The organism is Corynebacterium jeikeium, from assembly GCF_028609885.1.
In the GTDB taxonomy this organism is placed as follows: Bacteria; Actinomycetota; Actinomycetes; order Mycobacteriales; family Mycobacteriaceae; genus Corynebacterium; species Corynebacterium jeikeium.
The window spans coordinates 414,048-437,613 of the sequence record NZ_CP063195.1; the positions used below are offsets into that span (position 1 = coordinate 414,048).

Sequence of the window (23,566 nt, forward strand, 5' to 3'; positions counted from 1 at the left end):
AGGTGGCGTCAACCCCCAAGAAGGAAGAGCTGGCGACTACCCTAAAAAGAATGAACAGACCAGCACGGCGCGGCACCTTGGCCTCCATTGCGGCCGAACTGGGCGTTTCGCGCACCACGGTGTCCAATGCGTACAACCGCCCGGACCAGCTTTCGCCCGAGCTGCGCGACAAGATCCTGCACGTCGCGGCGAAGGTCGGCTACCCAGGGCCGGACCCGATGGCACGCTCGCTGCGCACGCGCCGGGCAGGGGCGATCGGCGTGCTGTTGACTGAAGAGCTGCCCTATGCGTTCGAGGATCAGGCCTCGCTGGAGTTCGTCTCCGGTGTGTCGGTGAGCTGCGGGGCGATGGACGCCTCCATGCTGCTGATCCCGGCGGGCGTGGACGATAATCCTACCGCCGACCGCCCCGCACAACTGGTGAATCAGGCCAGCGTGGACGGATTTATCGTCTACTCCGTGGCGGCCGATGACCCGTACCTCGCGGCCGTCCGCAACCGTGGGCTGCCGACCGTGGTGTGCGACCAACCCGCCGGAGTGGGCGACCCCTTCGTGGGCATCGACGACCGCGAAGCCATCAAGCCCGCCATTCGCGAGCTCGTGGACGCAGGTCACCGCCACATCGGCGTGCTGTGCATCCGCCTGGACCGCACCCCGAACAATGGCCCAGTAAGCGACGAACGCATCCAGGGCGCGCATATGCACGTACAGCGCTCGCGAGTGCTGGGAGTCTTGGACGTGCTCGAGGAGGCCGGGATCTCGCAGACACCTATCGTCGAGCGTCACATCAACAACCCCCAGACCGCCTTCGAAGCCGCCCAGGAGCTGCTGACCAACCACCCGGAGCTCACCGCCGTCGCCTGCACCACCGACTCGCAGGCTCTAGGAGTGATGCGTTACGCAGCGGAGCAGGGAATCGACGTGCCGGGCCAGCTCTCTGTTACGGGGTTCGACGGTATCCCCGAAGCTATTGACGCCCACATCACAACCGTCCGCCAACCCAGCAAAGACAAGGGACTGGAGAGCGGCAATATGCTTGCCGAACTCATCGAACAGCGGTTGAGTGAAAACCCGGCCAAGCCTGCCCGCCGGGCAGCGGCGCCAAGCGTGCTGCTGGAGACTGAGCTAATCCGCGGAACGTCCGTCGCGGCGCCGCAGTAAATCCTGCAGGAAGTCCCGGACGTCCTCCGGGGTATCCAAGCGGTGTGTGGCGCCAGTCTCCCCACCGCCGACGCGGATGCCGATGTCCGGGGCGGGCGCGGTGGCCGGCGGGGTGATCGGTGGGGTGGCAGGGGAGTAACACAGCGTGGAGAGCACCGACTCGTCCGTCGTGTCATCCCCTGCGAACAGCACTCGCAGCTCCCGGCCGTGCTGGCGTGCGTAGGCGCGGCGGAAATCCTCGATGTAGGCGCCCTTGGTGGTCATATCCACCGCAACCTCCAAGATGTCCTTACCCCACGTCACCTGGGATAATTCGCTGGTGGCGGCGAAATCCGCCAGGCGCTTGTTCAATTGCTCGGCCAGCTGCTTATCCGGCACTAGGCGGGTGTGCAACCCCACTGCCAGAGGCTTGACCTCCACCCACGCGCCCTCGTGCTCGGTGGCGATGGACTCCGCTTGGGAACGCAGCTCGCCCAGCCAGGACCGCTGCTCCGGGCTCAAATCCGCCGCGCCACCGTCAGCGGGTTCCGCCCCGTGGCTACCGACCAGGCGCACAGGGCCGTGCGCAGGCAGCATCGTCGCATGCGCAAGCTGCTCCAGGTTGCGCCCGGAGATCACCATTGCCTCCGTGTTCGGCAGCGCCGCCAGCCCTTCCAGAGCCTCCATTGCGCCGGGGACGGCGTGCACTCCCGTGGGCTCGTCCGAGAAGTGGGCCAGGGTGCCATCGAAATCCATTGCTACCAGTAAGTCTGGGGTGGCAGCCAGGCCGGAGAGGTCGGCGTCAGAAAGAAGAGGCAGTAACGAACCATCCATGCGCCTAACCCTCCTGCGGACCGCTAATGAACTCAACCGCCGGGACGGACTGCCAATCCTGCTTGTCCTCCGGTGCGGGCTGCTGCAGCTTCAGCGCATTATCGGAAGGGCGGGTATAAGTGAGGTCTTGGTCATTAAGGACGGACTTCAGACGGTCGGCAGTGTCCTCGTCGCCCGGCAGACACTGGGCGCCGTCGATGCGGGAGGAGGCGAAGTTGGTGATGCGCATGGCCTCGTCCTTCCACTCCACGTGGCCAGTCAAGTGGACACAGCCACTAGCGCCGTTCAGTGAATCTTCACCGAAAATCAAATAACTGCGGCCCTGCTGGGCTTCCGGCAATAGGCCGCCGCGCACGTCTGAATCGTAGATCGCCGAGACCTGCCACTGGGAGTTACCCAGGGGAGCCGCCGGATCGGAGCAAGCCGATAGGCCAGCCATAGCCGCGGCACTTAAACCGAGTGCGAAGAACGTAGCCGCGCGACGCATTATTCAACCTCCCGGAGCTGCTGCAAAAACGCATCGGCCCAACGGTTAACGTCGTGATCCTGCAGGTGCTCCCACATTTGGCGCATGCGGCGAACCTTGTCCGCTGGGTCATCCTCGATGGCCAACTGCAGTGCGTCGGCGATCGAATCGACATCGTGCGGGTTGCACAAATACGCCTGCACCAGCTGCGTAGCCGCGCCCGCGAACTCAGAGAGCACTAGCGCACCCGAACCGTCCGAGTGGCAGGCCACATACTCCTTAGCCACCAGGTTCATCCCATCCTTTAGCGGGGTGATCAGCATGACGTCCGCCGCGGTGTATAGCGCCACGATCTGCTCGAACGGTAGGCCAGAATGCATGTAATGAATCAGCGAACGACCCAGGCTGCCATGGTTGCCGTTAATACGGGAAACGATGGCCTCCACCTGCTGGCGGGTACGCTGATAATCGTCCAGACGCTCGCGCGACGGGGTGGCAACCTGCACCATGGCCACGTCTTCCGGGGCCAGGCGGCCGGAGTCCAACAGAAACTCGATGGCCTCTAGGCGGTGCTGGATGCCCTTGGTGTAGTCCAGCCGATCCACGCCCGCGATCAGTACCTTCGGGTTGCCCAGCCGGGCTCGCAGGTCGCTGGCCTGAGCCAGGATATCCGGCTGGTTGGCCTGCGCGTTTACCTTCGCAGAGTCGATGGAAATGGGGAAAACTCCCACCTTGACCTGACGGCCAGAATCCAGCGTGACGGTGCCGACCACCTGCGCCTCCTCCGGTAGGCGGGCACCGCGCAGGAAGTTCGCAGACTCGGAATCGTCCATAATCTGCACCGCGTAATCCATGGCCCGCAGCGCCACCATGAAGTTCCGCGCGGAATCCTGGGTGTGGAAGCCCACCACGTCCGCACCTAACGTGCCGTCCAACACCTGGCGGCGCCACGGCAGCTGACGGAAAAGCTCCGGGGCGGGGAAGGGGATGTGCAGGAAGAAGCCGATGCAGACATCGTCGCGTAGTTCGCGCAGCTGCCCGGGAACCAGGTGTAGCTGATAATCCTGCACCCAGACGGTTGCGTTCTGCGCGGCCGTATCCGCCGCCGCCTGGGCAAAGCGCTGATTAACCTGCTGATAGCGCTCCCACCAGCGCTTATCGTAGGTGGGATGCACGATCAGGTCGTGGTACAGGGGCCACAGGGTGGCATTGGAAAAACCCTCGTAGAACTGCGCGAAATCCTGTGCGTCCAGGTTCACTGGAACCATCTGGATGCCGGCTTCCTCCGGTGCGGGCATGTCTTCAGCCGCGACCTCGTCCGTTGCCCCCGGCCAGCCGATCCACGCGCCGCGGTTGGATTCCAGCACCGGCTTCAGCGCGGTGACCAGCCCACCCGGAGAAGGAACCCACGTGACCTCCCCGGTGGAGCTATCCACGTTGCGGTCGACGGGAAGGCGATTGGCGACAACCAGAAAATCGGACTGCATGTGTATCACCCGTGTCGGTGCAGTTAGGCGGTTATTCGCTACGTGCTACTCGCTAGCCTTAGTGGCCTTCTTTGCCGTCTTTTTAGTGGTCTTCTTGGCGGCCTTTTTTGTGGTCTTCTTGGTCGTCTTTTTCGCGGCCTTCTTGGTGGTCTTCTTCGTCGACTTCTTGGCAGTCTTCTTTGCGGCCTTCTTGGTGGTCTTGCGGGTGGACTTCTTGGCCTCCTGCTCCGCCTCCTCGAGCTCGGCAACCACGCGGCGGTGGATCAGACCCTCCGGCTCCACGCCCAGCATGCACATCAGCGTTGCAGCGTCGAGGAAGTCCTCGGAGAAGGTCGCGACGATGCGCTGCGCTGCCTGTGCGGTTTCCGCTTCTACCGCGTGCAGGGATTCATTGTTGGCGGAACGGTTGTCGGTGACCTTCGGAGGCACGAGCCTGACCCCATTTCTACAAAGTCGACGTACGGAACTTTAAGTCTCAACTTTAAATATTTTACGCGATTTAGTGTTCGCTCGTGCCCGCTGGGTGGTCTTCGGACTGTTCTTCGCCCTCCGCCGCGCGCATCTCGCTATCCAGCTGCCACGTACTCTTCGACGCGCTCTTGCGGCGCCTACGCCAGTGCAGGGGCTGGCGCACCCGTCCGTCGGCGCCCATCCGGGGCTTGTTCTGGTTCGTCCGTCGGGGATCCACGCGGGGGCGCCGCAACTGCTGGTAACGGTGCAGGATGCGGGGGCGGCGAATGCGGCGGGCGATCCACTCGCCCAGTACCACGCCCGCAGCCAGCGCGGTCGCGGTTGTCAGCGCGAGGCCCAGGTTGGACATACCGACGACGAATTGGTCGTTGAGGACGGAGCTCATGCCCCGGTACAGTGCCAGGCCGGGCAGGAACGGGGTGATGCCCGCGGCAGCGGTGATCTGCGGGGGAATCATGTAGCGACGGGAAAGCAGACCACCGGCCAGGCCGACGACCAGGGCGGCCATTGCGGTGCCGAAGGTGCCGGGCCAGTTGAGCACGTTCGTCACACTGAACAGCGCCAGCGAGGCGATTAAGGCCGTCAGGCTGGCGACCACGGTGGCGCGTCGCTCGCAGAAGCAGGCGCTGCAGAAGAATGCCGTGGCCACAGCGCCCGAGATGATCTGAATGGTCACCGACCCCAGCACGCCCGAGGTATGAGTCGTATCCAGCGGTGGCAGGGTAATGCCCATGACGGCCATCGTCTGAATACCGGCAGCAATGCCGGTAATGATGCCGCCGGTCTGCAGAACCGTCTCATAGAAACGTGCAGCGGAGGTGACCGGGGCGCCCGTTATGCCGTCCTGTAGCGCCTGGACCAGGGTCAACCCCGCAAGCAGGGCGACAATAGAAGAACCAATAATCAACGAGGGCGGCAGGTAGAAATCGATCCGATCCGCAATCGAATACGTCACCGCCGCCGGGATCACCGCCGCGAATCCGCCGAGGACGTTCTGGAAGAACAGCGGCAGGGACTTCGAGGCCAGCCAGGCGTTGGCAAACATGGTGAAGATCGTGGTGATGCCAGCAACAATCGCCACGGCCCAACCGCCGCCGAGAAGCAGGGCGACGGCAGCGGCGAACCCACCCCAGCTGGCCAGCGCGTAGCGGTTGCGGTAGGGCAGTAGGGAAGTTTCAATGTCGAAGAGGATCTTCTGCGCCATCTCCAGGGGGGTGGCGCCTGCGACGATCGAACGGATGAGCCGGTCGACCTCAGTGATGCGGGAAAAATCCGTCGACAGCTGCCGCACTACCCGGAACATGTTCGTCGGCGGGGTGTTTTCGTTGAAGCGCGAGTAGACGTAGATCGTGTTCAACGTGATGTCGACGTGCGTATTGTTCAGGCCGTAGGCACTCATGATGCTTCGGATCTGCGCCTTCGCATCCGAATTGCTGGTGCCCGCGGTGAGGAGCTGGTCGCCGATGCGGCTGGCCAGGTCCATCACTGCGTGGATCTTCACAGGATCGGAAAGATCCACCGGCGCCAAAGGAGATGGCGGCGGCGCTAAGCGGATAGCATCGATCGTTGCCCTGTTGCCGGAAAACAGCAGGTCAGAGCCCTTCCTCAATGCCTTCGACATGAAACTAGACACTCCCACACCGTACATCGGGGCTAGGGAGATTTCACAAGAGCCTGTTCCCCCAGGTGGGATGGGGTGCTGCGGGGAAGTTTTACTGTTCGCAGGTGTGGCTTGCTAGGCTTGGAAAGTCCATCGCCTGTGGGTGAGCTCCGGTCGTCGCCGGTTGCTAATGCTCGCGTTGGAAGGTGGATCGGTGCTGGAGTGGCGCAATCGGTAGCGCAACGGTCTTGTAAACCGTAGGTTGCGAGTTCAAGTCTCGTCTCCAGCTCACCTCATGCCCAGGGAGTTCGCCCGCTTATCGTGGCGGCGGAACCCCTGGTGCTAGAGTATTCGACAGCACGCTAGGGACTGTACCTATGCAACCTGTGTGCTGGAACTGCCGGCGTAGTTTAGTGGTAGAACATCAGCTTCCCAAGCTGAGAGTGCGAGTTCGATTCTCGTCGCCGGCTCAAGTTTTTTATCCCGGTGGTTAGTGGGGGGCTAGCCGTCGAACGTGTACAGCATGACGTGCGCGTGCTCGGCCTCGTCCACACCCTTGTCGACGTATCCGATCTTCTCGTAGACGTGCTTCGCGCGGTCGTTGCCGAAAACGACGCACAGGCTTACGCCCGGCTTGCCGTCAGCCTTCGCCTGATCCAGCACCGCTTGCATCAGCTTCGTGCCCAGCCCCTTGCCCGTGTTGCCGGGCGCCATGGCGATCGCCACCTCCGGGTATTCGGCGGAAACGTAGCCGTAGCCGTGGTTTTCTTCTGTGGAGTCGAGCAGCCATGCTGCGCCGATGGACTCGCCGTTTTCTTCGACGATGACGCCACCTTGTCCCTCTGTCCAGCCATCCACGTAGAAGACCGTGTCCTCGTCGAAGGTGTCCGAGTATTCCCTGTTCGGATCGCCCCAGGTATCAGTCTCAGCGTTCATCTTGTAGATGAATGGACGGTCGGCTTCGACCGCGCGACGGAAGGTGAACTGTTCAGGGGCATCTTTGTAAGAAGTCATAAGAATAAGCGTAGCGAAAGCAACCCCCAGGGCAAGCAGCTCGAGTGAGGTGCTTGCCCTGGGGGTCGGGGTGAACGGGGTGTTGAACCCTTGTGTCGTCGTCCTAGTAGATGTAGATCCGGTCGCCGACGTTCAGTGCATTGAAGAAGTTCTGGGCGTGTGGGGCAGCCAGGTGGATGCAGCCGTGGGACATCACGTTCGGGGAGCCCTGGTGGAAGGCGTGGCCGTTATTGGTGAAGTACACGGAGTAGGGCATCGGGGCGTTGCCGTAGGTGCGAGAAACCTCGTTCTTCACCTTGCGGGTGATCACGTGCCAGCCCTTCGGGGTCTCGTAGCCACGCTTGCCGCTGGAGATCTTCACCGGGCCGTAGCTGGTCTTGCCACCGCGCTGCAGCCAAGCGGTCTGGTTGCGCAGGTCAACACAGCCGCGAGCCTGGGCCGGGCAAGGATTGTTGCGCGGCGCTGGTGCGGGACGGTGCTTCGGAGCTGGACGCGGTGCGGGCTTGTTCGCGCGCTCGCGGGCGGCCAGGGCGCCGGGAGCGAAAAAGTTAGCTGCATCGTCGGCTGCACGGTTGATCTGGCCACGGACGGGCTCTGGAAGACCACGGGTGCTGTTGTGGACGTTGTCGCGGGCGCCCACCACGATGTTGTTGATGTCCTGCTGGGAGGAGCCCAGAGGAGCTGCGGATGCGGCGCCGGTGCCCAGGGAGGCAGCCATCATGGTTGCGAGACCTGCAGCAGCGAGGCCGCGGCGGAGAGAGCGAGAGTTGGATTTCGTCATGGGGCTAGCTTATCGGGTCTTATCGGGAATTTGTGCACTGAATCACGGGTTAATTCTAAGTTTCTCTCCAGCACCCTTGCTGCTTTCGAAGACAGTTGAGTTGGCGTTTGTAGGCAGGAAGCGCTTCTCGAGGGGATTTCGTAGGGGAAGGACGAGATGGGGAAGCTACTAGAAGGTTCACAGCAAGCATCCAGCTATCATGCAGTTAGACGCTAATTCTCTGCAGCACAATAAGGTTCATGACAATGCCAAACGCCCAGCCGGTGAAGGTCCTCGTCGTCGACGACGAGGCTAATATCTCGGACCTCCTTAAAGTAAGCCTGAAGTTTCAGGGATTCGACGTGGAAACGGCCGACAATGGCCAGGACGCGCTGGCGCTGGCGGCAACCTACAAGCCCGACGCCTTCATTCTGGACGTCATGATGCCCGGCATGGATGGCTTCACCCTCCTCAATAAGCTCCGCGCCGCAGGCCACGATGCCCCGGCACTGTTCCTTACCGCCAAGGACGGCGTGGAGGATCGAATCCACGGCCTTACTATCGGCGCCGATGATTATGTGACCAAGCCATTCAGCCTAGAAGAGGTCATTACCCGACTGCGCGTGATCCTGCGCCGGGTGTCCTCCGAAGATGAGCAGGAATCCAGCCTGATCACCTACGAGGACATCACTCTGGATGACGACATGCACGAGGTCACGAAGGCTGGCGAGATCGTCGAACTATCGCCCACGGAGTTCAAGCTGCTGCGCTACCTACTGGTCAACGCCGAAGTTGTGCTGAGCAAGGCGAAGATCCTGGACCACGTGTGGAACTACGACTTTGGCGGCGACGGCAACGTCGTCGAGTCTTATGTCTCCTACCTGCGGCGCAAGATCGACAAGGAAGAGCCTCACCTCATTCAGACGGTTCGTGGCGTGGGGTACGTATTGCGTAAGCCCCGCGCTTAAGACCTGATTCCTATGTCCAACGCGCAAAACTCTAGTGCGCCTGATTCTGCTATGGCTGATGCAGGCTCCGCCGCTCCTGTTCGTTCCGGCCATCCAGGGCATTTTCTGTCTCACTATCCGCTGCGCATCTCCCTGGTGGTGGTGATCGCGGTGCTGGTCGCCATGGGGCTAACAGTTTCCGGTGTTTCCGTGACGACTACCCTGCAGCGCTTCCTCATTCAAAGGGTTGATGAACAGCTGGATCAGGCGACAAATGGTTGGGCTCACCGGTCCGGCCTCGCCGAAGGTAATTCAGAAGACCAGAATGCGCAGAGCGGGAGCGATAGCACCGCTCTGGGGCTGGAAGGCTTCGGTGTGCTGAACCTCCAGCAGCCGCCGAATCCCGTCACCGGTGTTACCCGCCCACCTAGCGACTTCTACATTCTGGTCGTCGATGACCAGGTCTCCTATGAGTACTTCAACTCTCCATTGAAGGCCCGCCCCGAGATCCGCGGACTGGGAAATCCCACCATGCCAGTGACTGTCGGTTCACGCGAGGATTCCGAGCCGCATATTAGCTGGCGCGCCACAAGTTTCCGCAATGACGACGGCACCATCACCATCGTCGCTTTGCCTTTGGCGGAAGAAGAGCACATTATCTCCCGTCTTGTGCTGCTGCAGGCAGTCATTGGCCTGACTGTTGTCGCCTTCGTCATCCTGGCATCGATGTATCTGGTGCGCCGCGCTTTGCGACCACTGAACGAAGTGGAGCTGACGGCGTCAAAAATTTCGAACGGCGACCTCGGGCAGCGCGTGCCGAACTGGCGGCCCAACACAGAGGTCGGGCGGCTTTCGCAGGCGCTCAATAAGATGCTCGCGCAGATCCAAACGGCGTTCGTCGCCATTGGTGCTTCGGAAAGGCAGGCTCGCCGCTCCGAGGCATCGATGCGCCGCTTTATCGGGGATGCTTCGCACGAGCTGCGCACGCCGTTGACGTCGGTGCGCGGCTACGCGGAGCTGTACCAATCGGGTGCTACGGATGACGCCCCCATGGTCATTGACCGGATTTCTGAAGAGGCTGGCCGCATGAGTCTGCTGGTCGAAGACCTCCTCGCGCTGGTCCGCATGGACGAGGGGCGACCGCTGGCGAAGAACCGCGTAGACATGCTGGAACTGGTGCTGGAAACTGCGGAGTCGGCGCGGGCAGGCTTCCCGAACCGCACGGTGCAGGTCGTCAACGAAACCGGGGACGTGCCGATCGTCATCGGCGACGTAAACCGCCTGCATCAGGTGCTGGGCAACTTGGTGACCAATGCGCTGCGGCACGCGGGTGAAGACGCTGAGGTGAAGCTGCGCCTGGACAAGCGAGATGGCCACGTGATCGTGGACGTGGAGGACAACGGCCGGGGAATTCCGGCTGAAGATGTGCCGCACCTGTTTGAAAGGTTCTACCGCCCGGACGTTTCGCGCTCCCGCGCTTCGGGCGGCTCGGGGCTGGGGCTGTCGATCGTCAAGGGGCTGGTGGAGGCCCACGGCGGCACGGTCTCCGTGGACAGTGAAGAAGGCCAGGGCACGCGCTTCCGGATCGATCTGCCCGAGGCCCCCGAAGCGGAATAACACTCCGTGGGGTATGCGAGGGGGGGAGGGGAGAGGGGCTTAGGCCTCCGTATCGCCTTCCTCCAAGCCGTCGAGCAATGCCAGGTGAACGATGTCCTGCACGTCCGGGTTGGTTGGCAGCTCCTCGTGCTTGCACTTGGACACACCCAGGTCCTGCAGGAAGTAGTTCGTGATGATGGCCTCGCCCGTGTCATTCGAATGGCCGTCTTCCAGCTGGAACGAGGTGTGTTCGCTGGGAATCATGGGCTGCCGGTCGCCCAGAAAAGCATTCTCGTGTGGCACTACAGTGGCATCGTTTCGTGTGGCGTAGCAGGTATAGCGAATGTGATTGCGGGTTTCGGGGGAGGCTGCCAGGGTTTCCATCAGCGGCGAACCGATGACCTGCTGCATACCCGCTGCGCCAAAGACCCGGCGAATGGTAGCTGCCGCTACCCGCTGGCTCATATCCGTTGTGAACATTCCGCCCAACATGCCCATGAGCGTAGTGCCCTGGTGTGGGGCGCCGAGTGTGATGAGGTGGTGGACATAATCCTCACCGCCGAGCTCGTTGATCCAATAGCGTGCCAGCAGCCCGCCCTGGGAATGCCCTACGATATCCACGGCCTCCGCACCAGTGGCGGCCAGCACTTGTTCGATGTAGGCGCCGATGTCCTGGGCGGAGGTCGGAATGTCCTGCGTGCCATGGACGCCATAGTCTGGACTGAACACCACAAAGTCATCGTCCCGCAGGCGCAGAACCAAGTTCTGCCACACATTTTTTGAGCTGATCGTCCCGTGAATCAGAATCACCGGGTATGGGCGGTCGATGGTGGGGCGCGCCTGCCAGAGATCATCGGCGTAGCCGGGGGAAACCTGGCGGGCGCCCAGCGGCGGGTCGGGGATGGCGCCGCGCAGCTGTGGTAGCTGTGGGCGGGCCATACGTCCCGGGATGTCCCAGAGGAAGCGCCCGGTGCTCGAAATGCCGCTGGCCATGCCGCTGCCGAGACGGCTTAGCCAGCTGCGGACGTCGGAGTCAGTGCCGATAACGTCGCCCGCGTTGGCGGGGTCGTATCCGTCGAGGCTTTCGGGGCTCTTGAGGTTCTCCGCCACGGCTGTACTTGCCGGGAGGTCGACCTCGGATAGTTCCTCTAGGTCGAGTTCTGGGTCAACCGCGTCGTTGTCGTTGGCCTTGTCTTTAGCTTTGTCGTTTTCCACTGGTTATCCACCGCAATGGCAATGTCGGCAAGGTCGGCAGGGCCGGCAGGGTCGGCAATGCAAATGTAACGAGAGAGAAAGAAAAAAGGGAAGAAAGGGACTGACTTCTAAACCTTCAGGCCTTTAAACGGAAGGGATCTTCGCCTTGTCTACACCCTGAGCTTGCAGCGCTTGGCGAATCTTGGCGGCCGCCTCATCCATCTTCTCCGGATCCGTCTCGTCCATACGCATCACGTTCTGCAGGCTGTAGCCGGACATGTCGGAAGCCGGGAAAATATGGATGTGGGCGTGTGGCACCTCAAATCCAGCGATCAGATAACCGGCGCGGGGGGCGTCAAAAACCTCGACAATGGCCTTGCCCACCAGCTGCGCGACCTCGTTACAGTGAGTCCACGTCGCCGCATCCAAATCAGTCCAGCGATCGACCTCTTCGATAGGTACGACCAGCGTGTGGCCGTATGCCGCGGGTTCGATGGTCAGGAAGGCTGCCGCGGTTTCGTCGCGGTAGACGATGCGACCGGGGATCTCGCCGTTCAGGATTTTCGTGAATACCGTAGCCATGCTGCCGATGTTAGCGCGTTGAGCGTATCTGGTGGTGGGGGTTAGCTTCGCTAGACTGGGAGCCATGCGCATTCTTGTTATCGGCAGCGGTGCCCGCGAGCACGCACTGGCTTATTCTCTGTCCCTGGATCCCTCCGTCGAACAGGTCCACGTTAGCCCGGGTAACGCCGGCATGACGGCCGTGGCCACCCTGCACCCGGACGGCGATCCGGTGGCTCTGGCCCGCGAGATCGAAGCAGACCTGGTTGTAATCGGCCCTGAGATCCCGCTGGTCGCCGGAGTGGCCGACGAGCTGCGCGCGGCGGGCTTTGCCGTATTCGGTCCGTCGGCCGCCGCCGCACAGATCGAAGGTTCGAAGGCCTTTGCGAAGGACATTATGGCCAAGGCGCAGGTCCGTACCGCCGATGCCGTTTCTGTTCCTGTCGGGTCTAGCGATTCTTTTATTGACGCTACCCTAGACAAATTCGGCCCAACTTACGTTGTCAAGGACGATGGCCTGGCTGGCGGCAAGGGTGTCGTGGTTACGGCCGATCGCGCGGAGGCTCTGGAGCACATCCACGCCGTTCACGCCGGCGGCAACCCAGTGCTGCTGGAAAGCTTCCTGGATGGCCCTGAGGTTTCCCTGTTCTGCCTGGTGGATGGCGAGACCGTGGTGCCGCTGCTACCCGCACAGGATTTCAAGCGAGTGGGGGATAATGACGAAGGCCCGAACACCGGCGGCATGGGCGCCTACACCCCGCTGCCGTGGCTGCCGGAAGATGGCGTGCAGCGCATCGTGACCGAGGTTGTAGAGCCGGTGGCCAAGCAGATGGTCGCCGAGGGTGTGCCCTTCAACGGCCTGCTGTACGCAGGCCTGGCGTGGGGCAGCGAAGGTCCGGCCGTAGTGGAGTTCAACTGCCGTTTCGGTGATCCGGAGACCCAGCCCGTGCTGCGCCTGCTGAAGACCCCGCTGGGGGGAGTGCTGAATGCTGTGGCGACCGGCACCTTGGACCAGCTGCCGCCGTTGGAGTGGGAGGACGGCTACGCACTGACGGTCGTGCTGGCCGCCGAGAACTACCCGGCCAGCCCGGTCACCGGCAAGCCGATCACCGGTGCGGAGCCGGGCAACGAGTCTCGCGGCATTCTGGCCGCAGGGGTGGCAGAGCAGGACGGCCAGCTGGTGAGCGCCGGTGGCCGGGTGCTGAATGTCATCGGCACTGGCGCCACCCTGGCGGAGGCACGCAAGCAGGCCTATGAGACCCTGCAGGGCATCCAGCTGGAAGGTTCGCACTACCGCTCCGACATCGCTCTTCCCGCAGTTGAGGGGCGCATTTCCATCTAGCGCCCGAACGCTGTTTTGGCAGCATTTGGGTGTAAAGATTGCATAAGGGTTTCGCGCCTGGGGCAATAGGTTTAATGTAACCATTTGTGATTGCACAACCAGGCGAACGTCGCCAGCGGAGCTGGCAAGGTTTCAGCCCCGCGCAGCTGGTCTCTGTGAGTTTCCTGCTGCTTATCCTCGCAGGCACAGCGCTATTGCTGTTGCCCGTATCCCGCAGTGGGCCGGAGAGCCCGGAGTTCACCACCGCCCTGTTCACCGCCACCTCGGCCACCTGCCTGACCGGCCTCACCGTCGTGGATACCGCGACCTACTGGTCCCATTTCGGGCAGGTCATAATCATGCTGCTGATTCAGGTCGGTGGCCTCGGCATCATGACGCTCGCCACGGTGGTGAGTTACGTTTTGGCCGGACAGATGGGCGTCAAAGGCCGCCTGCGCGCCGCCGCGGAACAACGCGGAAGGGACCTGGGCGAAATCCGCACCGTCATCCTCGGCACCATCGGCTTTTCCCTGGGAATCGAACTGGTGATAGCTGTTGTGCTGACCCTGCGCTTCGCTTTCGGCTACGGCTATAGCTTCTTTCCCGCGGTATGGGAGGGTGTCTTTCACGCGATCTCCGCGTTCAACAACGCAGGCTTCGGCCTGCGCTCCGACAACCTAGTTCCCTACGTCAACGACGCTGGCATTATCCTGCCCATCGCCGCAGGCATCGTCATCGGTGGTCTGGGCTTCCCCGTGCTGCTGGAACTGCGGGCGCGGCGGCGCTCGAAGGTGAAGCGTCCACCGTCGCTGACCTTGATCTTCACTCTCGCTGGTACCGCGATTCTGCTGGTAGTAGGTACTGTCGGCTTCGCCTTGATGGAGTGGACCGGCGCCCTGCGTGGCCTCACGCCGCTTTCGGCGCTGCAGGCGGCGTTCTTCCACTCCGTCTCCTCTCGTACGGCCGGCTTTAACTCGGTGGACCTGACGGAACTGCACCCGTCCTCGCTGATGCTGACGGACTTCCTGATGTTTATCGGCGGCGGTTCGGGCGGCACTGCGGGTGGCGTAAAGGTGACGACCGCCGCAGTGTTGGTGGCGGTGTTGATCGCCGAGGTACGGGGCGACGAGCAGCTCCTGGTCGCCGGGCGGCGCATTCCGGGGCGCATCGTCCGCCAGGCGATGGCGGTGTTCATGATGGCCTTCCTGCTGGTCGGCGGATCAATTATGGCGCTGCAGCTTTTGTTGCCGCAGTACGATTCCCAGCAGATCACCTTCGAAACCGTTTCCGCTTTCGCCACCGTGGGATTGACCACGGGCATTACCCCTGAGCTGCCGGACTTTGCCCGCATATGGCTGGTCGTACTTATGTACCTTGGCCGCATTGGCCCCATCACCGTGGTGGCAGCCCTGGCCGCTCGTACTAATCAGCGCCTATATTCCTACCCAGTAGAAAGGCCGTTCATTGGCTAAATTCTTATCTCGCCCGACCAACCCTCCCGTCGTCATCATCGGTCTGGGCCGCTTCGGCATGGCCCTTGGTGAAGAACTCGTGCAGTCCGGTGTGGAGGTGTTGGGTATCGACGTGGACGAAGCGGTAGTGACAAAGGCCGCTCCACTGTTGACGCACGCGGTCATCGCCGAGACCACCGACCAGGATGCGTTGCGCCAGCTCGGGGTGCAGGACGCCCACCGCGTTGTAATCGGCATCGGTTCAGACATGGGGGCGTCACTACTTACAGCTTCCGCCGTGATGGACCTCGGGGTGCCTAACGTCTGGGCGAAGGCAGACAACCAGCAACATGCGAAGATCCTGACGCAGATCGGTGTGCACCACGTGGTGAGGCCCGAAAGAGATACCGGGCGGCGTGTGGCACACCTCATCGCAGGCCACGTGCAGGAATACATTGAGTTCGACCGCGATTTTGCGATGGCTAAGCTGGCACCCCCGCTACACATGCACGGCCGCAAGGTGGAGGAGACTCCGCAGGGGATCGCCATCGTCGCTGTGCGTTCGGCAGATGGGCATTTTTCTACGCCGCCTGCGGGATATGTGATCCGCTCCGGTGACTTGGTGATTGCCGCGGGGCGCATTAAGGACCTGGATAAGTTCGCAGATTCCTAAAAGTCAGCGGGACGCATAAACTCAGGGACGTGCCTGCTAAGAAAAATATTTCCAACGTCCTTGCCAACCGTTACGCCTCTCCGGAGATGACTGCCATTTGGTCTCCGGAGGACAAGATCATCATGGAGCGCAAGCTCTGGATCTCTGTGATGAAGGCCCAAGCCGACCTCGGGGTAGATGTCCCGGCCGAGGCTATCGAGGCCTATGAAAAGGTCATCGACAACGTAGACCTAGCTTCCATTGCCGAGCGCGAGAAGGTCACCCGCCACGACGTTAAGGCCCGCATTGAGGAATTCAACGCGCTGGCCGGCCAGGAGCACATCCACAAGGGCATGACCTCCCGCGACTTGACTGAGAATGTGGAGCAGCTGCAGATCTTTAGTTCCCTGCAGTTGGCCCGCGACAAGGCTGTCGCCGTGCTCGCGCGCATTGGCCGCCGTGCGGCGGAGAACCAGTCGCTGGTGATGGCCGGACGCTCGCACAATGTGGCTGCCCAGGCCACGACGCTGGGCAAGCGCTTCGCCTCCGCGGCCGATGAGCTGCTGGTGGGGCTCGAGCGCATTGAAGACCTGCTGAGCCGCTACCCGCTGCGTGGCATTAAGGGGCCGATGGGAACCAGCCAGGACATGCTGGACCTGGTGGGCGGCGACGAGTCCAAGCTGGCGACACTGGAAAGCACCATCGCCGAGAACCTGGGCTTCTCCCGCGTTTTCGACTCCGTCGGTCAGGTTTACCCGCGCAGCCTGGACATGGACGCGCTGAGCGCCCTGGCGCAGATCGGCGCCGCCCTGTCCTCGCTGTCGATGACGATTCGCCTGATGGCGGGCAACGAGACAGTCACGGAGGGCTTCAAGGAGGGGCAGGTCGGTTCCTCCGCCATGCCGCACAAGATGAATGCCCGCTCCTGCGAGCGCGTGGGTGGCATGCAGGTGCTGCTGCGCGGCTACCTGACCATGGCCACCGACCTGGCCGGTGCGCAGTGGAACGAGGGCGACGTGTTCTGCTCTGTGGTTCGTCGCGTTGCCCTTCCAGACGCCTTCTTCACCTTCGACGGTATGTGTGAGACCTTCCTGACCGTCCTGGACGAGTTCGGAGTCTTCCCGGCGATGATCGACCGCGAGCTCGAGCGCTACCTGCCGTTCCTGGCCACCACGCGCATCCTGATGGCAGCCGTGCGCGCCGGGGTAGGCCGCGAGACGGCCCACGAGTTGATCAAGGAGCACGCCGTGGCGGTGGCGCTGAACATGCGCGAGAACGGTGGCGACCAGGATCTGGTGCAGCGCCTCGCCGGAGACGACCGCTTCCCGCTGGACGAGTCGCAGCTGGAGGAGGCACTGGCGGACCGCCACGCGTTCATTGGCGCGGCCGAATCTCAGGTTTCCCGCGTGCTTGCGCGCATCGAGGAAGTTAAGAACCGCCACCCGGAGGCCGCAACGTACACCCCGGGCGAGATTCTGTAGCTGTGTACTGGCGCAGCTACCAGTGCTCTTTTAGCTGCGCAAACGCCGAAGTTTCGCACTGTTCCGGCCACAAATAGTCAAATGCCTGGCACAGGGCTACACTGTCTACTCATGCGTCCAGAACTGTGCGAGTACGAGCACCATTCCGCAGGTAAAGTGCGGGAGATCTACGAGGTCGACGAAGACAACCTGCTGATGGTTGTCAGTGACCGGATCAGTGCCTACGACTACGTCCTTGAAACCGAGATCCCAGACAAGGGCCGGGTGCTCACTGCCGTGAGCGCCTTTTTCTTTGACGAGATTGATTTCCCCAACCACCTTGCCGGCGCGTTGGATGACGAGCGGATCCCCGAGTACGTCCTCGGCCGCGCCATGTTGTGTAAGAAGCTGGATATGATCCCCTTCGAATGCGTGGCCCGTGGTTACCTAACCGGCTCTGGCCTGAAGGAGTACCAGGAGACCGGCAGCGTGTGCGGTGTGGAGCTGCCCGAGGGGCTGGTGGAGGCCTCCCGCCTGCCGGAGCCGATCTTCACCCCGGCCACCAAGGCCGAGCTGGGTGACCACGACGAGAATGTGAGCTTCGATGTGGTTGTCGAAGCTTTGGGGGAGGAGCGCGCCAACGAGCTGCGCGAGGCCACCCTCTCGATCTACAAGAAGGCCGCCGCCATCGCCGAGGAGCGTGGCCTGATCCTGGCCGATACCAAGTTCGAGTTCGGCCTGGACGCCGACGGCACCCTGGTGCTGGCCGATGAAGTGCTGACTCCGGACTCCTCCCGCTACTGGCCCGCCGAGGGCTACGAGGAGGGCAAGGTTCAGCCCAGCTTCGACAAGCAGTACGTGCGCAACTGGCTGACCGGCCCGAAGTCCGGCTGGGACAAGTCCGAGGGCACGCCCCCGCCGCCGCTGCCGGGTTCCGTGGTGGAGGCCACCCGTTCCCGCTACATTGAGGCCTACGAGAAGCTATCCGGCAAACGCTTCTCCGACTGGATCGGCCAGTGCGTCTAGGGGGGTGTCCCTATGTTTTTGTCAAGCGTTAGGCCGATGTTGACGAGAACAGTCTTGGGAGTAGGTTCTTAGGCGTGCCTAGGAGCCGACCAGCGTGTGCTGGTCGGCTCCGTCTTTGGGCTTTATGCGGCGACGGGGCGTGGCGGGATCTCGCGGAAGAACTCCTTGTTTTTCAGCATCGCGTAGATGACATTGCATCGGCGTCGTGCCAGGCAGATGACTGCTGCGTTGTGGCGTTTTCCTTCAGCGCGTTTGCGTTCGTAATACCGCCGTGACGGTTCGTGGCTGCGGATAACCGCGAATGCGGAGTAGAACAAGGCATTTTTCAGTCGTTTATTGCCTGACCGTGCTGGGAACTCACCTCTGATCGACGAACCTGATCGTCTAGTGACGGGCGCTATTCCAGCATAAGCAGCTAAGTGGCCAGCACTATCGAAGTCGGAGCCATCACCGATCGCAAGAAGGATCTGCGCTGCGGTCTTGATGCCGACTCCGGGCATACTCATCAAGACCTCACAAAGAGGGAAATCAGCGAGCATCTCTTCAACCTGTTCAGCGATGGTGTTTCGTTGCTCTTTGAGGGCCTTGATGTTTGCAGCCAGTTGAGGAATTACTAACTCGGCGGCATCGCTTCCAGGCACGGTGACTGATTGAGCTTTCAGTGCTGCAAAAATGTCGTCTACCAGCGGGGTGGGGTCTTTACGTGTGTGCTTGATCATCCAGTTCAACACTCGTTGGTATCCGGCTCTTTTTAGCCCCTGCGGTCCCTTGTAATGAATCAATAAATCCAGGATCGGCGTGCGAGTCAGGGTGCTACCAGCAAAAACTCGTTCCAGGCTGGGATAGATCTGGGTGAGGATACTGCGAAGTCGATTGACAGTGCGAGTGCAATCGCGGGCGATGTCATCATCGAAGCCGGACAGCATCTTTAGGGCGGAAAGTACCTCATCATTGCGGTCGACGGCACGTAGCGTGTGGGGCATTGTGCGGGCGGTGTCAGCGATGATGAATGCGTCGCGTTTGTCTGTTTTTGCACGCCCCGGATAGAGATCTGCAGCTTTGCGCATCGCAAGACCTGGCAGGTATCCGACTTCGCAACCGCAGTCCCGGGCTACAGCAATTGGTAGTGCGCCGATGGTGTTGGGTTGGTCGACGATCACGAGCACGGTGCCAAGCTCCTGAAGCTGGTGAAAAACGCCTGCTAGTTCGGATTCGAGTTGGGGCAACGGTTTGTCGAAGACCTTGTTGCCATCACGGTCTAGGGCGCAGGCGTGGTGTTCAGATTTGCCGACGTCTAGGCCGAGGAATATGTCGATGGAATGCTCCGGAGACATGATGAGCTCCTAGAAAACGAGATGGGTATGGCGTTGATCCAGTCGCTGGCGTCATGACCTTCGTTGCAAGCACCCACGTTACAAAGAGACCTAGTTTGAAACTGGCCGTGTCCCTATCAGCTGTCATCGAAAGTCCTGGCACCCGGCGGCAACACCCCCCGGATTATGGAAACTACAGGGCAAGTAAGCCATACCGGGACCAGCGACTATCCCCATTATCAGGGACACTCACAAGGTAACGGGTGTTCCTATATAGGTTGTCAACCTAGCGGGTGGAGAAATTGGGGGCGGATTCTCTCTGCGGGGTTGTTTGGTCGTGTTGTTTTCGGGCATGGCTGCTAGCCGACTGGGATTTTACCCGGTCGGCTATCTTTACTCTTAGTGTCTAGGCTGCTAGGTCTTCCTGTGATGGTGCGGGATCGTGGTAGTGCTCGTGGTTGCGCATCATGGCGTAGAGGACGTTGAGTCGTCTGCGGGCTAGTGCTACTACTGCGGCGTTGTGTCTTTTGCCTTCACGGCGCTTTCGTTCATAGAATTGCCGGGAACGCTCGTGGAATCTGATGGATGCAAAAGATGATTGCCATAGGGCGTTCTTTAATTTTTTATTGCCGGCTCGGTTCAGTGAGTTCGACATGATCGAGGTCCCGGACTGGTTTGTCCGAGGTGATAAGCCAGCGTAAGAGGCTAGGTGCCCAGCTGTCGGGAAGTCGGTCATGTCGCCCGCGGTCATGAGAATTTGTGCTGCCGTCTTTGGTCCGATTCCTGGCATGGATAGCAGGATTTGAGTGTGGGGGATGTCGTTGATGAGCTCGATGACTTCCTGCTCGATTTGTGTGCGGTGCTCGAGCTTTAAAAGCGCGTCCTTCGCCGACATTGCTACGCCCATTTCGGCATAGTGTGCACCAGCAATGGCAACTGTTTGCTCAGAGATGGCAGCGAAAATGGCATCGAGGACAGGTTCAGGATTGCGTGCCTTATAGCGTCGAGCGAAGGCAGTTGCCTTGGCCTTTCCGAGGCGTTTTATCTTGGTCGGTCCGCCGTAGCGTGCAAGTAGGTGCAGAACCCACTTGCGGTGAATTATCTGACCGCGAAGGGCCTGTTCGAATTGCGGGTAGCAGCCTACTAGTGCACTTCGAATCTGATTGATGAGCCTGGTGTAGGAGCGCGCTAAATCTTCGTCGATACCGTTGAGGACCTTCAACTGGAGGAAGGCTTCTTCGACGCGGTCGACGCTGCGGAGGGATTCCGGAAGGTTCTTTGCAGCGTGGGCGATGATATAGGCGTCCCGGATATCAGTTTTGGCATTGCCAGCGTGGATGCGCGAGAGTTGACGCATAGCCAAACCGGGAAGGTAGCGCACGTCGATCCCGAGTTCTTGAGCAACCGCGACAGTTAGTCGACCAATGTTATTGGGCTGGTCCACGACGACAAGGACCTTGTGGTCGTGTGCGCTGAACGCTGAAAACAGTGCGCGCAGGGATTTTTCGTTTTGGTTGATGCGCTTAGATAGCACATGGGTGCCGTCGATATCTAAGACGCAAGCGTGGTGAAAGTATTTACCGACGTCCATGCCGATGACATAGTCGTAGGTCATGCCAGACCTCCTAGCGAATTGAATGAGTATGGGACTTATTTCATCGCTGGTGGTCGGACATACTTCACGCTGGCATCCACATTACTTTGAGACCTCGCACATTCTGTGCGGGTCAGGTTCCTATTAGCAGTCTGGAGTATGCCACTGCCTTCGGCGGCATCACCCCCCGGATCATTTTCAGACAGGGACGAAAACAAGCCATACCGAAGCCAGCGACTAGTTCCACTGCCCCAAGGCAGAAGGAACGCAGACAAACATAACCTGCCCCAGCATGGGGCTAGGAGTACGAATCCTGAGTTCCTTCAAGCGGAACTGCCAACAACGTAATGGGCTGCGACTCTCGCCAACCCCTTACCAACCCCTTACTAATTCTGTCTGAGTAGCATGGCGCGTATGCCTAATAACGACGCGCCTCAGACAGCTAGCAACCCAATCGCGGCTCCGCCGGTCGCCAAGCAGGTACCCCACACTCGCACCTTCCACGGCCGCGAGTTCGTGGATAACTACGAGTGGCTGCGCGACAAGGACAACGCGGAGGTCCGCCAGCACTTAGAGGCGGAGAACGCCTGGACTGCTCAGCAGACCGCCCACCTCAAGCCGTTGGAAGACCGCCTGTTCGAGGAGGTTAAGGCCCGGGTGCAGGAGACGGATATGTCCCTACCCGTGCGTTCCGAGGGCTGGTGGTATTTCTCCCGCACCGAGGAGGGCAAAAGCTATGGCACCATGTGCCGAGTTCCCATCGCCGATCAAGACGACTGGACCCCACCGACCATCGAACCGGGAGTTCCCGCGCCGGGCGAGGAAGCTTTCCTGGATTGCAACGCCCTAGCCGAAGGCAAAGAATTCTTCAGCCTGGGCGCTGCTAGCGTGACCAAGGACGGCACGCGTCTGGCCTACTCGGTGGATGAGACCGGCTCCGAGCGCTTCACCCTGCGCATCCGCGACCTCACCACGGGGGAGGACCTGGAAGACGAGATCGAGGATGTCTTCTACGGCGCCACCTGGGTAGGCAGGGATACCGTGTACTACCAGCGCGTGGATGAAGCATGGCGACCGCACGAGATCTGGCGCCACACAATCGGTGAGGGCGTCGATAAAGACGAGCTGGTGTACCGCGAAGGCGACGAACGTTTTTGGACGGGCGTGGCAACCACCCGCTCCGAGCGCTATCTGCTGGTACACACGGGTTCAAAGGTGACCAGCGAGGTATGGTACCTCGACCTGGAGAATCCGAATGCCGAGCTGACCTGTGTAATCCCGCGCGAGGCCAATGTGGAATACGGGGTGGATCACGCGGTTGTGGGTGGCCAAGACCTGTGGCTGGTGTTGCATAACAAGACCGGTGCTAATAGCGAGCTCGGCTACCACCCGACCGGCCAGATTGCCACCTGGGACGACGTGCAAGCGCTTGTGCCGCACCGCGAGGATGCGCGCTTGGAGGGCGTGGATGTCTTCAGCGACCACATTGTCCTCGAAGCTCGGGAAAATGCGCTGGAGACCAGCTACATCATGAAGCTTGGTGACGCCGACACCTCGACCGGCGACTCTTCCGCCCCGGCCTTCGGCGAGTTTGAGCGGATCGAATTCCCCGGGGAACTCTGCGGGGTTGGGGCCGTGGGCAACAGCGAGTGGGAGAGCCCAGTGTTACGCGTGGCCTACACTGCCTTCACGACACCGCCGCGGATCTACGACATCGACTTGGCGACGGGGGAGAAGATCCTGCGCAAGGAGCAGCAGGTGCTGGCCGACCCGGACGGCCGGGAGTTCGACCCCACGCAGTACACCTCGCAGCGGCTGTGGGTGAAGGCCGAGGATGGCGCGCGCATTCCGGTATCTCTGATTCACCGCACGGATGTGGACATCACTCAAGCGAACCCGGTTTTGTTGTACGGCTATGGTTCCTACGAGAACTGCATCGACCCGGGATTCTCCCTGTTCCGGCTGTCCATGCTGGACCGCGGCGTGGTCTACGCTATCGCGCACGTTCGCGGGGGCGGAGAGATGGGGCGGTTGTGGTACGACCACGGTAAGGGGCTAGAAAAGCGCAACACGTTCACGGACTTTGTGGCCGTCGCCGACCACCTGCTACGCGAAGGCATGACCACCCGCGAACAGATGGTGGCCGAGGGCGGCTCGGCCGGCGGCATGTTGATGGGTGCGGTGGCCAACATGGTGGGGGATCGCTTCGCGGGCATTGAGGCGGTTGTTCCTTTCGTGGACCCGCTGACCAGCATGCTCATGCCGGAGCTGCCGCTGACCGTGACGGAGTGGGACGAGTGGGGTGATCCCTTCCACGACCCGCAGGTCTACGACTATATGGCGGGCTACGCGCCTTATGAGAATGTCTCGGCCGACCTGACCTACCCGCCGATTCTGGCGGTGACCAGCCTGAACGATACCCGCGTGCTGTATGTGGAGCCCGCGAAGTGGGTGGCCAAGTTGCGCGAGGTGGGCGCCGAGAACACGCTGCTGCGCATCGACATGGAGGCCGGCCACGGCGGCGTTTCCGGTCGCTATGCCAAGTGGCGCCAGGCGGCCTTCGAGACTGCCTGGGAGCTGGAGAAGATGGGTGCCACCGAGCTGCTGGTGACTGGTGGGGTCGAGAAGGGCTAGCAGGGACTAAGAGCTTTCAACAATTCGATGCACAGATGTAGGGCGG

The 23,566-nt window shown here is 61.3% G+C and carries 20 protein-coding genes and 2 tRNA genes; 11 read left to right on the forward strand and 11 right to left on the reverse strand.

Annotation, left to right across the window (positions count from 1 at the left end):
- The first annotated feature begins 50 nt into the window (after window positions 1–50).
- A complete protein-coding gene (locus CJEIK_RS01755) occupies window positions 51–1,160 on the forward strand; it encodes a LacI family DNA-binding transcriptional regulator (RefSeq protein WP_034965365.1) in 1,110 nt (369 codons plus the stop codon).
- Here CJEIK_RS01755 and otsB read toward each other — a convergent pair.
- From otsB to thrE, 5 genes are all read right to left on the reverse strand, one after another.
- Entirely contained in the window at window positions 1,125–1,973 is an 849-nt protein-coding gene (gene otsB, locus CJEIK_RS01760; protein ID WP_005296705.1) for a trehalose-phosphatase, read from the reverse strand. The genes CJEIK_RS01755 and otsB overlap by 36 nt on opposite strands.
- A 4-nt stretch (window positions 1,974–1,977) precedes the next feature.
- The gene (locus tag CJEIK_RS01765; RefSeq protein WP_005296702.1) at window positions 1,978–2,460 is read right to left on the reverse strand and encodes an META domain-containing protein; all 483 of its coding nucleotides are present in this window, start codon (window positions 2,458–2,460) and stop codon (window positions 1,978–1,980) included.
- A complete protein-coding gene (locus tag CJEIK_RS01770; protein ID WP_005296699.1) occupies window positions 2,460–3,926 on the reverse strand; it encodes an alpha,alpha-trehalose-phosphate synthase (UDP-forming) in 1,467 nt (488 codons plus the stop codon). The genes CJEIK_RS01765 and CJEIK_RS01770 overlap by 1 nt, the downstream gene beginning before the upstream one ends.
- Before the next feature lie 45 nt (window positions 3,927–3,971).
- On the reverse strand, window positions 3,972–4,355 hold the full coding sequence (locus CJEIK_RS01775; RefSeq protein ID WP_005296697.1) for a hypothetical protein: 384 nt from the start codon (window positions 4,353–4,355) through the stop codon (window positions 3,972–3,974).
- 70 nt (window positions 4,356–4,425) lie between these two features.
- Entirely contained in the window at window positions 4,426–6,018 is a 1,593-nt protein-coding gene (thrE, locus tag CJEIK_RS01780) for a threonine/serine exporter ThrE (RefSeq protein WP_115597332.1), read from the reverse strand.
- Window positions 6,019–6,213: 195 nt separating this feature from the next.
- Between thrE and CJEIK_RS01785 the strand changes: the two genes are divergently transcribed.
- Window positions 6,214–6,286 (forward strand) — tRNA-Thr (locus tag CJEIK_RS01785).
- 110 nt (window positions 6,287–6,396) lie between these two features.
- Window positions 6,397–6,467, forward strand: a tRNA-Gly gene (locus CJEIK_RS01790).
- A 31-nt stretch (window positions 6,468–6,498) separates the two neighbouring features.
- Here the strand turns inward: CJEIK_RS01790 and CJEIK_RS01795 are convergent.
- Complete coding sequence (locus CJEIK_RS01795; protein WP_005296692.1) at window positions 6,499–7,011, reverse strand: GNAT family N-acetyltransferase; 513 nt, start codon at window positions 7,009–7,011, stop codon at window positions 6,499–6,501.
- A gap of 103 nt (window positions 7,012–7,114) precedes the next feature.
- Window positions 7,115–7,792, reverse strand: a complete 678-nt coding sequence (locus CJEIK_RS01800) for a L,D-transpeptidase (RefSeq protein WP_011273051.1) — start codon at window positions 7,790–7,792, stop codon at window positions 7,115–7,117.
- Between the two features lie 239 nt (window positions 7,793–8,031).
- On the opposite strand from CJEIK_RS01800, the gene CJEIK_RS01805 reads away from it, so the two are divergent.
- Window positions 8,032–8,739: a response regulator transcription factor gene (locus CJEIK_RS01805; protein WP_005296686.1), complete on the forward strand. Its 708-nt coding sequence runs from the start codon at window positions 8,032–8,034 to the stop codon at window positions 8,737–8,739.
- Between the two features lie 12 nt (window positions 8,740–8,751).
- A complete protein-coding gene (locus CJEIK_RS01810; protein ID WP_077536135.1) occupies window positions 8,752–10,335 on the forward strand; it encodes a sensor histidine kinase in 1,584 nt (527 codons plus the stop codon).
- 39 nt (window positions 10,336–10,374) lie between these two features.
- Here the strand turns inward: CJEIK_RS01810 and CJEIK_RS01815 are convergent, their stop codons facing one another.
- Together CJEIK_RS01815 and CJEIK_RS01820 are read right to left on the reverse strand one after the other, a co-directional pair.
- A complete protein-coding gene (locus tag CJEIK_RS01815) occupies window positions 10,375–11,529 on the reverse strand; it encodes an esterase/lipase family protein (RefSeq protein WP_005296682.1) in 1,155 nt (384 codons plus the stop codon).
- 123 nt (window positions 11,530–11,652) lie between these two features.
- Entirely contained in the window at window positions 11,653–12,090 is a 438-nt protein-coding gene (locus tag CJEIK_RS01820; RefSeq protein WP_011273056.1) for an HIT family protein, read from the reverse strand.
- A 64-nt stretch (window positions 12,091–12,154) separates the two neighbouring features.
- On the opposite strand from CJEIK_RS01820, the gene purD reads away from it, so the two are divergent.
- The 5 genes from purD to CJEIK_RS01845 all read left to right on the forward strand — a co-directional run bounded on the left by purD (window position 12,155) and on the right by CJEIK_RS01845 (window position 17,979).
- Window positions 12,155–13,411 (forward strand): phosphoribosylamine--glycine ligase, encoded by a 1,257-nt coding sequence (purD, locus tag CJEIK_RS01825; RefSeq protein ID WP_005296679.1) that lies wholly within the window; start codon window positions 12,155–12,157, stop codon window positions 13,409–13,411.
- An 86-nt stretch (window positions 13,412–13,497) separates the two neighbouring features.
- Window positions 13,498–14,862, forward strand: a complete 1,365-nt coding sequence (locus CJEIK_RS01830) for a TrkH family potassium uptake protein (RefSeq protein ID WP_050760847.1) — start codon at window positions 13,498–13,500, stop codon at window positions 14,860–14,862.
- Window positions 14,855–15,514: a potassium channel family protein gene (locus CJEIK_RS01835; RefSeq protein ID WP_005296674.1), complete on the forward strand. Its 660-nt coding sequence runs from the start codon at window positions 14,855–14,857 to the stop codon at window positions 15,512–15,514. The genes CJEIK_RS01830 and CJEIK_RS01835 overlap by 8 nt, the downstream gene beginning before the upstream one ends.
- Window positions 15,515–15,543: 29 nt before the next feature.
- Entirely contained in the window at window positions 15,544–16,974 is a 1,431-nt protein-coding gene (gene purB / locus CJEIK_RS01840) for an adenylosuccinate lyase (protein WP_034965361.1), read from the forward strand.
- 111 nt (window positions 16,975–17,085) lie between these two features.
- Window positions 17,086–17,979, forward strand: coding sequence for a phosphoribosylaminoimidazolesuccinocarboxamide synthase (locus CJEIK_RS01845; RefSeq protein WP_005296670.1), 894 nt, complete (start codon window positions 17,086–17,088; stop codon window positions 17,977–17,979).
- A gap of 122 nt (window positions 17,980–18,101) precedes the next feature.
- Here the strand turns inward: CJEIK_RS01845 and CJEIK_RS01850 are convergent, their stop codons facing one another.
- Window positions 18,102–19,313: an IS110 family RNA-guided transposase gene (locus CJEIK_RS01850; RefSeq protein WP_115597295.1), complete on the reverse strand. Its 1,212-nt coding sequence runs from the start codon at window positions 19,311–19,313 to the stop codon at window positions 18,102–18,104.
- Window positions 19,314–19,698: 385 nt separating this feature from the next.
- Window positions 19,699–20,907, reverse strand: a complete 1,209-nt coding sequence (locus CJEIK_RS01855; protein ID WP_115597294.1) for an IS110 family RNA-guided transposase — start codon at window positions 20,905–20,907, stop codon at window positions 19,699–19,701.
- Between the two features lie 384 nt (window positions 20,908–21,291).
- Between CJEIK_RS01855 and CJEIK_RS01860 the strand changes: the two genes are divergently transcribed.
- Entirely contained in the window at window positions 21,292–23,520 is a 2,229-nt protein-coding gene (locus CJEIK_RS01860) for a S9 family peptidase (protein ID WP_005296667.1), read from the forward strand.
- The last annotated feature ends 46 nt before the right edge of the window (window positions 23,521–23,566 follow it).